Raw genomic sequence first — 12,178 nt, forward strand, 5'->3', positions numbered from 1 at the left:
TCTCCAATACCAATAGATGGTATCAAGGTACGGTCAAGCTGACAAGCCTAGCCAATTCTTCAGCCTTCTTGCCTTTAGCCAGCGCCATCACGCGGTCGATATAGGCCAGCATCAGCGCCGAAACGACGAAGGCGAGGTGGATGATGGTCAGCCACATCAACTGGTCGGTCGTGTAGGACACGGAATTCAGGAACACCTGCAAAAGGTGGATGGAGGAGATCGCGACGATGGTCGAGGCGACCTTGACCTTCAGCGAGCCGACATCGATCGTTCCCAGCCAGTGGACCTCGCCGTCCTGCTCGTCGAAGCGGCTGACGAAATTCTCGTAGCCCGAGATGATCACCATCACCACCAGCGAGGCGACGAGGGCGGCGTCGATCAAGCCCAGCATCTTCAGGATCGTGTCGGTGTCGCCGAGCGTGAAGGCGCTCATCACGAACTCGTACAGCTTCTTGCCGAAAGAGAGCGCGTAGATCGCCAGCGCTACGCCGAGCCCGAGATAGAAGACGACCAGCAGCCAGCGCGAGGCCAGGATAACGGATTCGATGGCGAGTTCGAGACGCTTCATAAGGTGTTCCGGCAATTCTTGTTAGGTCGTATTTCGGCCAGATAGGACCGGTTTTCAAGACAAAAAAAGCCCCGCCGGGAGGGACCCGGCGGGGCTCAATGTGTCCCGCTGGAGTCGGGACAGGGCAGGGAACGCCCTGCTTTGAATCTGGGTGTCGCAATGCGGCGATTCAATGAGCAGGGCGGGTTCGGCGGGACAATTCTTCTTGAGCCGGCAGGGAAAAAGGCCCGTCCGGAGCGGACGGGCCTTCATCTTACGCGGTGATTCCAAAAATCCGATCAGGATATTGAAATCATACGATCATTGCTGGTCGCTGTTGCTTGCCACCGGCGCCACCAGCGAGGTGATGCGGCGGATGGCGACACGACGGTTCTCACGGTTCGGACCGGGCGTGTTCACCTTGAGATATTCCTCGCCATAGCCCTGCGTTGTCAGGTTCTCGGCCGGGATGCCGAAAGCGTTGGTGAGCGCTTCGGCCACCGCTTCGGCGCGCCGGTCCGACAGAGCGAGGTTCGCCTCCGTCGTGCCGACGGCGTCGGTATGGCCTTCGATCAGGAAGGTCTCCGCCGGGTTCTTCTTGAGCAGCTTCTCCATGGCGCTGGCGACGCCATCGAGCTTCTGCACCTCGGTATCGGATATCGTCGCAGAGCCGAAGTCGAAGTTCAGCGTGTCGAGATCGATGCGGCGGGCGATGTCGCGCACGCGGGCCGAGCGCTTGACCTCGTCGATCGAGTAGAGGCGCTGCACCCTTTCCACCGGCGGCTGCTCCAGGAAGGTGTAGTAGTCGTCGGGGCCCTGCACATCCTGCGAATCGAGGATGTAGTCCCGGCGCGGGATGTCCAGCCGCATCGGCGGCAGGTCGTCGCCCGGATCGCGCCATTCGTCGACATCATTGTAGTAGCGCTCGTCGACATAGCTCAGCACATATTCGCGGCCGTCCGGCGTTATGCGCGATCGCCTGATGACGTCGCCATTGCGGTTGCGGATGGTGACGATCTGGATGCCGTTCTCGCGCTCGACGGTTTCGCGGGTGCGGCCGCCCGAAAGATCCTCGTAGTAGACATCCCTGGCGCCGCGCGTGATGCGAGGAGCCTCGTTGCTTTCCACGAACGTCTGGTTGTTGAACTGGAGGATCACGCGGTCGCCGAGCTGCTTCACCACGTCCGCGCCCTGCGGCCGGCGGCGATCGCGCACAATCTCCTGGGGCGTGAGTTCGACGCGCTTGCCCTTCTCCTCGATAACAGGAGCGATCTTCTCGGGCTTGATCGCCTGCTGCGCCGACTTGTCGTCGGTGGGCGGCGGGCCCTGATTGACCGGAGCCGGCTTCGGCGTCTGCTGGCCACCTTGCTGTTCGGCCTGGTTGCCGCCTTGCTGGACCTGGCCATTCTCGTTCTGGCTGGCCGGCTGGCGGCCCTTGTGCCTGCGCAGGACGTCCTTCTGGCTGTCGAGGACAGGCGCTTCGTTCGGGTTGGCGGGAGCTTCGCCCTGCGCGGCATTGCCGCCAGTCGTGGGCTGATTGTTATTGGCCGGCTGTTCGCCTGTGGCAGGCTGCTGCTGCCCCGTTGCGGGCTGCTCGATCAGCGGTTTCTTGGCTTGCCTCTTGTTCTGGTTCGAAGGCTGTTCCTCTTGAGCCGGCGCCTGCTCGGTCCCGGCAGGTGCCTGTTCGGTTCCCGGAACCGGCAACGGCTTGAGCTTGCCAGAGCCCTGCGCTGCGGGTGCCTGTTCGGCGGGGGCTTGGCCTTGCTCGACAGGTTGCTGGCCCTGCTTGCGTTTCTTTCCAGGCTGGTTGTCATTTGCCGGCTGTTCTGACGGCTGTTCCGCCGGCGCGGCTTCCTGCTGCTGATTGAGCTTCTTCTTGCCTGGCTGCTGCTGGTCGGGGGCGACCTGCTCGGCCGGGGCCGTCTCGCCCTGCTGCTGATTGAGCTGCTTCTTGCCTGGCTGCTGCTGGTCGGGGGCGACCTGCTCGGCCGGGGCCGTCTCGCCCTGCTGCTGATTGAGCTTCTTCTTGCGCAGTTGCTGCTGCTGGTCCGGGGCGACCTGCTCGGCCGGGGCCGTCTCGCTCTGCTGCTGATTTAGCTTCTTCTTGCGCAGTTGCTGCTGTTGGTCCGGGGCGACCTGCTCGGCCGGTTGCTCAGCCGGCGATTCGGCCTGCTGGTTGTGCTTCTTCTTGCGCGGCTGCTGCTCGTCGGTGGCAGGCTGGCCGCTCTGGTCGGCGGGCGCGGCCTCGATCTGCTGCTGCTGATCGCGCTTCTTGCGTGGCTTGATCGGCTGTTCTCCGGTCGCAGGCTGGCCGCCCTGATCGGCTGGCGCGGCCTCGATCTGCTGCTGTTGGTCGCGTTTCTTGCGCGGCTTCAACTGCTGCTCGGCCGGGGCAGCTTCCCCGGACTGGCCGTTATCCATCTGCTGCTGCTCTTGCCGCTTCTTGCGCGGCTTCTGCTCGGTCTCGGCGGGCGCGGCTTGCTCGGCTGCCGGCGCCGATTCGCTTTGCTGCTGCTGTTCGCGCTTCTTTTTCCGCGGCTGTTCCTGACCGCCCTGCGCGCATTCCTCGGCCGACTGGCCTTCGGCGCAGGCAGCCTGCGCGAGGACGAGCGGTGCGCGGTGCAGGCTGCCGGAAGCGACACCCCCCTGCAACGGGTACGCGCCCAACGGCGCGGATGCCATAAGCAGGCCGATTGCAGTGCCCGCCAGAATCCGTGGTTGGCGTTTCATATCAATTTTCTCCTAGTGGGGTCCCATCCCTGCCCAAACTTTCATCAACCGCAATTGGTTCCGTCAGGCATTGGCGCCAGCCAAGGATGCCTGGCCGGCCTTTTGAAGGCAATTTCGTGATTTTCCAATGTTGATACTGAGTCTCTGTGACAGCAGTGCTTGACCGGAAGGCCGCGGAGGGCCAAATCCAGCGAAATGACAGCACCATTCTGGAAAACCAAAACGCTTGAGGCGATGACCCCGGCCGAATGGGAATCGCTTTGCGACGGCTGCGGCAAATGCTGCCTGTCGAAGCTCGAGGACGAGGATACGGGCGAAATCTTCTGGACCAGCGTTGGCTGCCGGCTGTTCGATGCCGAAAACTGCCGCTGCTCGGACTATGCGAACCGCCTGGCGCGGGTGCCCGACTGCGTCGGGCTGACGCCGCAGAATGTGCGCACTATCACCTGGCTGCCAAAAACCTGCGCTTACCGGTTGGTCGCCGAAGGCCGTGATCTCTATTGGTGGCACCGACTTGTTTCGGGAAGTGCGCAGACCGTGCACGAAGCCGGCATTTCAATCCGAGGCCGTGTGAAGGCCAAGGAAACCGACCTGGCCGAGCCGGACGACTATTTTGACTATATACTTGATGACGAACCCTGACGAGTTCGCATTTTGATGATGACGAACACTGACGTGTTCGTGTTTGGCGACGAACCCTGAGGTCGCGAGCGACGAACCCTGACGGGTTCGCGCTTACATGAACCGGACATGAATGGCCGGTTCGCAGAAAGTTCATACACAAAAAGGCATTTTCCAATCATTGGTTCGCCAATCATCAGTGTGAGGGGCGAAAGCCCACAACAAGGAGAGAAGACGATGTTCAACATGATCAAGACGGCAGCCCTTTCGGCCCTTGTCGGGCTTGGCACGCTCGCTGCCGTCCCGGCGCATGCGGACAGCCTCTATCTCGGTTTCGGGGACAGGCACGATCCGCGTTTCGGCGTTTATACCGGCGGTGACGATGACTATGGCCGCCGCGACTGGCGCCGCGACCGCGACCGCGACTGGCGCGGCTGCTCGCCGGATCGCGCGCTCGGCAAGGCCGAACGCATGGGCCTGCACCGCGCCCGCGTCGTCGACATCAGCCGCCGCACGGTGAAGGTGGCCGGCCGTCAATATGGCGACCGCGTGGTGGTGGTCTTCGCCAATGAGCGCGGCTGTCCGATCATCTATCGCTGAGGCTGGAAAGGACGATCCTCCGCGAAGATCGCCTGTAAGCATGCTCCTCTGCGAGGATCATTTGGATAGGATCTTGAGCGAAGATCAATCCCAAAACATAGATGAGCTGAAAGGACGATCCTCTGCGAGGATCGCCTGCAGGACCTGACCTTCTGCGAAGGTCAGTGTTAACTAGCGGAGCCCCTCAAAGTGAGGCGCGGCTCGAAAAAAGCCCCGGAGGATCGATCCTTCGGGGCTTTTTTGTCGATGGCATGCCCGCGACGCGGGCCGCACGTCACTTCAGCTCGAAGGTGACCGTGACCTGGACGTTGTAGGAATTCTCGCCAGCCTGCACCGGCACGGCCGAACGGGCGGCATCGAACGACTTGGCGGCCATCGGCATCGGCACCGGCGCGACGTTCTGGTCGGTGATCTCGAGCACCTTGCCCAGGCTGACGCCGGCCGCTTCGGCGAGCGTCTTTGCCTTCGCCATCGCGTCGGCGACGGCCTTTTTGCGCGCCTCGGTGATCGTCGCCTTCGGATCGTCGTTGGTGAAGGTGATGCCGCCGCCCTGGTTGACGCCGAGCGACACCGCCTTGTCGAGGATCTCGCCTGTCTTGTCGACATCGCGCACGCGTACCGACAGCGTGTTGGTCACCTGATAGGCGACCAGTTCTGCCTCCTGGCTGCCGTCGGCCTTGTTGGTGTAGTTGTAGCGCGGATTGACCTGGATGCCCGCGGTCTGCAGGTCGCGTTCGGCGATGCCTGCGGATTTCATCGCAGCAATCACCGCGGCCATGGCGTCGTTGTTGGCGTCGAGCGCCTCACGCGCGCTCTTTGCCTCACGCATGACGCTGAGCGAAAGGATCGCCATGTCGGGCGCCACGGTCGCTTCGCCTTCGCCGGACACGATGATGCGGGGCGGGGGCTGGGTGTCGGCGGCGCTTGCCAGCGCAGGGAACGCGACCGCGGCAGCGAGCGCGATGGGCAAAAGATGTCTGGTCATGAAAACTCCTCGAAGTCTGCGGTCCGCAGCCCGGTGCCGCAATCTGCCTCGACCCCGAAAAGGGTGTCGATTCCCTGCAATGCGGCGCATGGGGCCTGGACCTGTTCACGCGCCTTATGGGCGCAAGCCGCTCTACGCAGCGAATATGGGCTGATTTTGACGGTTCCCGCCAGCGCTTTCGAAAGCCTTGTGCGAGACAGCGAAAAACACTAAGCCAGCCCGCGTGGGGCCTGTAGCTCAATGGTTAGAGCCGGCGGCTCATAACCGCTTGGTTGGGGGTTCGAGTCCCTCCGGGCCCACCATGTCAATAATATCAATGGGTTAGGCCAGAATGGCTGGTGCTATCGACCCGAAAGGTTGCTGGCAATTGGCCGCAAGGCTGAACCCGTCCTACGGAAGCAGTGCGGGCCAGCGTGACCGTGTGTCGCTGTCCGAGTTCGATTTCTCCTTTGGTTACCTATGAGCGACACATAGTCTAGCAATGCTGCGTTCGAAAGACCTCTCAGCCGCGCGTGCGGCGATCGGCGGCAAAGGGGTACAAATAGGATGGTTTGCATGTGTGCCAGCACCGCAAGCCCGCTCGCAAATCAGCTCTTGCGATGAAGTACGCGAACAGCTGTCCACACAGCCGCAAGCTCGACTGTGTTGGCGACGGCACGGGGTGTGAAACGCTATGCCACTTAATGCGGCGGGCTGCGAAGGAGGCCTGGCGGGAGAGACTGGTTCGAGGGAAACGGGTCCAGGCGTCGCGCCAGCCGGGCGTGGTCCTCACGCCTGATTCGGTCAGCCGCGCGCCGTCACGGTCGCCCTTGCGATTAAGCGGCGCCAGGACGCCGGCCGCGATCTTCGCGGCTTCCTCCAGAATATTTTCGACGAGGTCGGGGGATGTGTCCTGGAACGCCGGCAGGGCGGCGATGGCCGGCAGGCCGGCAAGTTCGTTGAGCGCGAAGCGGATGTCGCCAAGCGGTGCGGTGTAACCAGTCATCCCGCCGCCCCCTATTCGCCGAAGATCCGTGCGGGCGCATCGAGGCAGGTGGCTTCGAGCGATTTGCAAAGCGCCAGGCGCGTCATGGAATGGGGCAGCTCGTACCGGCTGAAGTAGCGGGAGGTCACCAGCTTGCCCTCGTAGAAAGTCCGATTCGCTTCGGAAAGATCGTTCCGCGCGAGCGCGGCGGTTGCCGTCAATGCCTGCCGCAGCCAGATCCAGCCGACGACGATATGGCCGAATGCGTCCAGATACACGGTCGCATTGGCGAGGCGAAGAAGCGGATCCTCGCAGGCAAGAAGCGCCTGTGTGGTTTCGACGAGCGCGTCCAGGCAGCCGTCAAGCCGCCACGCCTCCGGCTGGAGCTCCTCGATGCCGAGGGCCGCCGTCGCCGTCTCACGCATCATCGTCACGAAGCGGCCGAGCGCTTCGCCGCGGTCGCCGCCGACCTTGCGTCCCACAAGGTCCATGCCCTGAACGCCGAACGTGCCCTCGTGGATGTGGTTGAGCCGGTTGTCGCGATAGAAGCGTTCGAGCGGGAAATCGCGCGTGTAGCCGTAGCCGCCCAGTATCTGGATGGCCCACTTGTTCGCTTCGAGGCAGTGTTCCGAGGGCCACGATTTCACCACAGGCGTCAGTAGCCCAAGCAGGCTCGCCTTCCATTGCTTCTCGGCCGGATCATCGAGGGCGGCCAACTCATCCACCAGCGTGGCGCAATAGAGGCAGAGCGCCTGCGCTCCCTCCGCCGCCGCCTTTTGGGCGAGCAGCATGCGCCTGATGTCGGCATGCTCGATGATCGGCACCTGCGGGCCGGCGGGGTTCTTCTGGTCGGGTCGCCGGCCTTGCGTGCGCGTTCGCGCATACTCGGCTGAATGAAGATAGCCGCCGAGCGCTGCCATCGTCGAGGCATGGCCCACCCCGATGCGGGCCTCGTTCATCATGTGGAACATGTATTCGATCCCGCGATGTGGCTCGCCGATCAGGTAGCCGAGACATTCGCCGCTCTCGCCGAAATTCAGCAGGCAGTTGGTCGTGCCGCGCTGGCCCATTTTGTGGTTGAGGCCCGCAAGCGCGATGTTGTTCAGCGGGCCCAGGGTGCCGTCCGCGCCGACCCGGCGCTTCGGCACGAGGAACAGCGAGATACCTTTGGTGCCGGCAGGGCCGCCGGGGATCTTGGCCAGAACCATGTGCACGATGTTGTCGGTGATTTCCTGGTCGCCGCCCGAAATCCACATCTTGCTGCCCTTGATGCGGTAGAGCCCGTCCGCGCCCGGCGTCGCGGTCGTGGTGATGTCTCCGAGCGAGGAGCCGGCCTGGGGCTCCGAAAGACACATCGTCCCGAACCAACGTCCTTCCAGCATCGGCCGGAGGAAGGTCTGCCTGAGCGCGTCGGACCCGAAGGCGTCGAGCAGGTTGGCGGCCGCGATGGTGAGGAAGGCGTAGTTGGTCACCGACGCGTTGGCGCAACTGAACATGCCGGTTATGACCGTGTGCAGGAACCAGGGGGCCTGCAAGCCGCCCGACTCTTCCGCAAAGGGCAGCGCGAAGAAACCGGCTTCCGCATAGTCGCGCAAGGCCTTGCCGGTGACGGCCGGCAGCTTCACCTTCCCGTCGACGATGATGGGCTCGTTGGCGTCGACCTCGGCGGCGCTCGGCAGGAATTTCTGCTCCGCGATCTTCTGGGCAACGTCCAGCATCTGTCGGATCGCCCCTCGATCGTAGGCATGGAAGCGGGGGTGCTGCAGCACGCGCTCCACGTCGAGAAGCTCATAAAGGACGAAATCCACTTCGCGGCGGTCGACAATCATGGACATGACCTGGTTCCTGCCTGTTCGAGAGATTTCAAATTCCGCAGCCGAAGCCGCGGGCAGTGGTAAGACCGGCAAGGCGGAGCCGGGCGGAAATCCGACCGTCGCCGAACCGGATCATTGGAATTTCTGGCGGCTGGCTTCGATGTAGTCGCGCAGCGTTTGCGGCGGGCGGCTGAGCAGTCGCGAAAGCGTTTGCGTGTGCGCGACGTTTCGGTAGGCGTGCCGCTCGTGACGAAAGTAGGTCATCAGCTTGTCGAACTCCTCGCCCATCATCGCGCGCAACGCCGTGTCGTCGTCAACGCTGGCGACGGGCTCGCCGAGCACGTCGGCAAACAGCCGAGCGACGTCAGCATAAGCGTAGCGCCCAGCAGAAGTCAGCACATGCTCCTGCCCGGCGTGGTCGGCAGTCACCCCCGACAGGACGTCGGCCATCACGGCGGCGACGTCATGTTCCGACATCCACATGCGGCTTTCGTCGGTTATGGCGGGCATCGCGATCCGCCGGTTCGCCTTGACTTCCGGGAAGAAGAACGAGGCCATGTTAAACATGATCCAGCCCGGAACGTTGACGTAGCAGACCGGAAGTCCGCTGGCGTCGAGCAGTGGCTTGGCCACCGCGTGCAGGTTGGCGCCGCAGCGAGTGTCGAGGAATTCCCGCGTCAGGTCCTGGGCGGTGAGCCCCGGCGGCATACCCAGAAACCGCACCAGAAGCTCGACCGTTCCGGCGCTTTGGGCGGCCCGGATGATGTTGGGGGTGACGGTGCTCTCATCGGTGACGAAGTCAGGCGTCACCACCAGCAGCCGGCTCACGCCCTGCAATGCGGCAACCAGACTGGGTTCGTCGTTCCAATCCGCTACGACGGCTTCCGCGCCGGCGAAGCGCTCGCGCAGGCGCGGCAGCCTCGTTTCCCGGCTCGTTGCGACGCGCAAGGAGCCTGGCGAAGCCTGAAGCAGTCGTTTCGCCGTCAGGCCGGCCAGGCGGCCGGTCGCTCCCAGGACGAGTGTCTTGTCCATGTCTTGCCTCCTTCAGTGCCGGCACCGCGTTTCACAGTGGCCGGGGTCGTTGGCCGTGCCTCAGACTCGTTCGCTGTCCATGAGATGGACATCGTGTACGGACAGGCCGCCATCGATTGGCAGGATCGCCGCGGTGACGTAACGGCCGGCGCGGCTGGTGAGGTAGATCGTTGCGCCAGCAACGTCGTCCGGCCCGCCGATGCGGCCGAGCGGTACCAACTGTCCGGTGCGGACCGCCTTGTCGTCCGTGCCGACGAAAGCGTCCATCATGCGACTCTGGAAAGGTCCGGGCGCGAAGGCGTTGACGGTGATACGGCGTCCTGAAAGCTCCAGCGCCAGGGTGCGCGTCAGATGGTGAACTGCTGCTTTCGAGGCCGTGTAGGCGTAGTTGCCGTCGCTGATGGGCTGCGTGCCCATCACCGAGCCGAGATTGATGACACGAGCCGGATCATCGTCGGAAGCCGCGGCCTCCAGCAGCGGCAGCAATTCGCGCGTCAGATGAAAGACGGCGGTGACGTTAACGCCGAGCACCTTCGCCCAGGCATGGTAGGGGAATGTCTCCAGCGGTTCGCCCCAGGCCGCCCCGGCATTGTTCATCAGGATGTGCAGTCTGTCCGTCCGGGCGCTGATCGCCTCCACCAGCGCGGCGATGCCCGCCTCGCTGCCCACGTCGCCGGCGAAACCCTCGGCCTTGCCGCCGCCCAGCGCGTTCAGCTCCGCGGCAACCTTCTCGCAATCTGCACCCTTGCGCGAGGAGATCATGACGTTGGCTCCGGCCTGCACCAGAGCGGTCGCGATCATGCGGCCGATGCCGGTGGCGCCGCCCGTGACCAACGCCGTCTTGCCCTTTATCGAAAACAGTTCGTCCACGTAGCTCATAAGGGTTCCTCCTGCGGTTCGACCCGGTCCTGGTCGGGGTTGACAGCATACTCGATAGTATGTTTCTTACCAGTCAGCAAGTCTAACAAACGTTCGGTAACTTAAAACAGCACCCATGCCCTTACCCGCGATCGAAATTCCACAGGACGGCTCTCGCACCGATATCCTTTCGGCGGCAGCTCAGTGCTTCATGGATCGCGGCTACACGGAGACGGCGATCGACGACGTGGCTCGGCGCCTTGGCGCCACCAAGGGCCGCGTTTACCATCACTTTGCGTCGAAGGCCGATCTGTTCGTCGCCATTTTCCGGACGGGCCTGGAAATGGACTACGCGGCGATCGCACCGCACCGGCAAGTGCCTGGCCAGGCGCTCACGCGGCTGCGCGCCATGGCTGCCGCACACTGCCGGCAGATCATCGTTTCGCGACCTTATCAGCGGGTCGTCTGGCAGGGCGTGCAGATGCTGTTGCGGGGTACAACCAACCCCGAGCTTAGAAACGAACTCGGCCGATTGAACGACGGCCGGGACGCTTATGAGCGTATCTTCAGGGACGAGCTGGAGCGCACGCGTGTCGAAGGCGCGTTGCGCTTCGACAACCTCGGCCTAGCGGTGTCGCTGATGTTCGTCACGCTCAATTCGCCGGTTTTCTGGTACGCGCCGCGCGCGGGCGAGACGGAGGCCGACATCGACAGGCTGGTTTTTCAGGTCGTGACGCATGCGATGCGCGGCCTTGGATCGACGGAGGATTGACCGATGGGTGAAATGAATCTCGGCATGACCGAGCGGCTGAAGCCGATCCACGAGCGGGTCGCGCGCATGGTGCGCGAGGAGATCCTGCCGCTCGACGAGGAGTTTCTCGCCGAGGTCGGCAAGGCTGGCGACCGCTGGGCGTTCACGCCGCGCCAAGCCGAAATCCTCGAAGGGCTGAAGATCAAGGCGCGGGAGCGCGGCCTGTGGAATTTCTGGCTGACCGATTCCACGCGCGGCTACGGCCTGACGACGGTCGAATACGCCTATCTGGCCGAGGAGATGGGCAAGGCGCATCTCGGTGCCGAGACCTTCAATTGCTCGGCGCCGGACACCGGCAACATGGAAGTGTTGGAACGCTACGGCAAGCAGGCGCAGAAAGATGAGTGGCTGGCTCCGCTGCTCGAGGGAAAAATCCGCTCAGCCTACCTGATGACCGAGCCGGATGTGGCGTCGTCGGACGCCACCAATATTTCGATGCGCTGCGAGCGCGACGGCGGCCACTATGTCCTGAACGGCGAGAAATGGTGGGCGTCTGGCGCGGGCGATCCGCGCTGCCGGATCTACATCGTCATGGTGCGCACGCCGGACGAGGGCCGCCGCAAGCACGAGCAGCATTCGATGATCCTTGTGCCGGCGGATACGGCGGGCATCACGGTGCTGCGGCCGATGAAAGTCTATGGCGACGATGACGCGCCGCACGGTCACATGCATCTCCGGTTCGAGGACGTCCGCGTGCCGGCCGACAGCATCCTGCTGACCGAGGGCGAGGGCTTCGCGATTGCACAGGGCCGCCTCGGGCCGGGCCGCATCCACCACTGCATGCGCGCCATCGGCCAGGCCGAAGTGGCGCTGGAGCAGATGTGCCGACGCGCCATGCGCCGCGAAGCGTTCGGCCAGCCATTGGCCAAGCTCGGCGCGAACTACGACATCATCGCCGAATGCCGCATGGAGATCGAGATGGCTCGGCTGCTTTGCCTCAAGGCGGCCTGGATGATCGATCAGGGCGACGCCAGGGCGGCTGCGCCATGGATCAGCCAGATCAAGGTGATCGCGCCGCGCGTGGCGCTGAAAGTCACCGACGAGGCGGTCCAGATGTTCGGCGCGCAGGGCATTTCCCAGGACGCGCCTCTGGCGCGGTCGTGGACGCATCTGCGCACATTGCGGTTGGCGGACGGGCCGGACGCCGTGCATCGCCGGCAGATCGCCCGCACCGAATTGAAGAAATACAGTCAGGAAAAACTCTAGGCAGGCGAGG

The 12,178-nt window shown here is 63.6% G+C and carries 11 protein-coding genes and 1 tRNA gene; 5 read left to right on the forward strand and 7 right to left on the reverse strand.

All coding sequences use genetic code 11. The features are described from left to right. Positions 1-22: 22 nt before the first annotated feature. Together ACWGS9_RS18325 and ACWGS9_RS18330 are read right to left on the reverse strand one after the other, a co-directional pair. Positions 23-568, reverse strand: coding sequence for a TIGR00645 family protein (locus ACWGS9_RS18325; protein ID WP_454506568.1), 546 nt, complete (start codon positions 566-568; stop codon positions 23-25). A 300-nt stretch (positions 569-868) separates the two neighbouring features. After that, a complete protein-coding gene (locus ACWGS9_RS18330) occupies positions 869-3,277 on the reverse strand; it encodes an OmpA family protein (RefSeq protein WP_454506569.1) in 2,409 nt (802 codons plus the stop codon). A gap of 195 nt (positions 3,278-3,472) precedes the next feature. Between ACWGS9_RS18330 and ACWGS9_RS18335 the strand changes: the two genes are divergently transcribed. After that, the gene (locus tag ACWGS9_RS18335) at positions 3,473-3,919 is read left to right on the forward strand and encodes a YcgN family cysteine cluster protein (RefSeq protein WP_454506570.1); all 447 of its coding nucleotides are present in this window, start codon (positions 3,473-3,475) and stop codon (positions 3,917-3,919) included. A gap of 216 nt (positions 3,920-4,135) precedes the next feature. Beyond that, a complete protein-coding gene (locus ACWGS9_RS18340; RefSeq protein ID WP_454506571.1) occupies positions 4,136-4,498 on the forward strand; it encodes a hypothetical protein in 363 nt (120 codons plus the stop codon). A gap of 274 nt (positions 4,499-4,772) precedes the next feature. Here the strand turns inward: ACWGS9_RS18340 and ACWGS9_RS18345 are convergent, their stop codons facing one another. After that, a complete protein-coding gene (locus tag ACWGS9_RS18345) occupies positions 4,773-5,483 on the reverse strand; it encodes an SIMPL domain-containing protein (RefSeq protein WP_454506572.1) in 711 nt (236 codons plus the stop codon). A 226-nt stretch (positions 5,484-5,709) separates the two neighbouring features. On the opposite strand from ACWGS9_RS18345, the gene ACWGS9_RS18350 reads away from it, so the two are divergent. Next, positions 5,710-5,785, forward strand: a tRNA-Ile gene (locus ACWGS9_RS18350). Positions 5,786-5,985: 200 nt separating this feature from the next. Here ACWGS9_RS18350 and ACWGS9_RS18355 read toward each other — a convergent pair. The 4 genes from ACWGS9_RS18355 to ACWGS9_RS18370 all read right to left on the reverse strand — a co-directional run bounded on the left by ACWGS9_RS18355 (position 5,986) and on the right by ACWGS9_RS18370 (position 10,172). Beyond that, positions 5,986-6,468, reverse strand: coding sequence for a hypothetical protein (locus tag ACWGS9_RS18355; protein ID WP_454506573.1), 483 nt, complete (start codon positions 6,466-6,468; stop codon positions 5,986-5,988). An 11-nt stretch (positions 6,469-6,479) separates the two neighbouring features. Beyond that, positions 6,480-8,282, reverse strand: coding sequence for an acyl-CoA dehydrogenase (locus ACWGS9_RS18360; RefSeq protein ID WP_454506574.1), 1,803 nt, complete (start codon positions 8,280-8,282; stop codon positions 6,480-6,482). 111 nt (positions 8,283-8,393) lie between these two features. Further along, the gene (locus ACWGS9_RS18365; RefSeq protein ID WP_454506575.1) at positions 8,394-9,293 is read right to left on the reverse strand and encodes an NmrA family NAD(P)-binding protein; all 900 of its coding nucleotides are present in this window, start codon (positions 9,291-9,293) and stop codon (positions 8,394-8,396) included. 60 nt (positions 9,294-9,353) lie between these two features. Further along, on the reverse strand, positions 9,354-10,172 hold the full coding sequence (locus ACWGS9_RS18370) for an SDR family oxidoreductase (RefSeq protein ID WP_454506576.1): 819 nt from the start codon (positions 10,170-10,172) through the stop codon (positions 9,354-9,356). A 115-nt stretch (positions 10,173-10,287) separates the two neighbouring features. Between ACWGS9_RS18370 and ACWGS9_RS18375 the strand changes: the two genes are divergently transcribed. Next, positions 10,288-10,923 (forward strand): TetR/AcrR family transcriptional regulator, encoded by a 636-nt coding sequence (locus ACWGS9_RS18375; protein ID WP_454506577.1) that lies wholly within the window; start codon positions 10,288-10,290, stop codon positions 10,921-10,923. Between the two features lie 3 nt (positions 10,924-10,926). Further along, on the forward strand, positions 10,927-12,168 hold the full coding sequence (locus ACWGS9_RS18380; protein WP_454506578.1) for an acyl-CoA dehydrogenase family protein: 1,242 nt from the start codon (positions 10,927-10,929) through the stop codon (positions 12,166-12,168). The last annotated feature ends 10 nt before the right edge of the window (positions 12,169-12,178 follow it).

This window comes from Mesorhizobium sp. Arg314, from assembly GCF_053714275.1.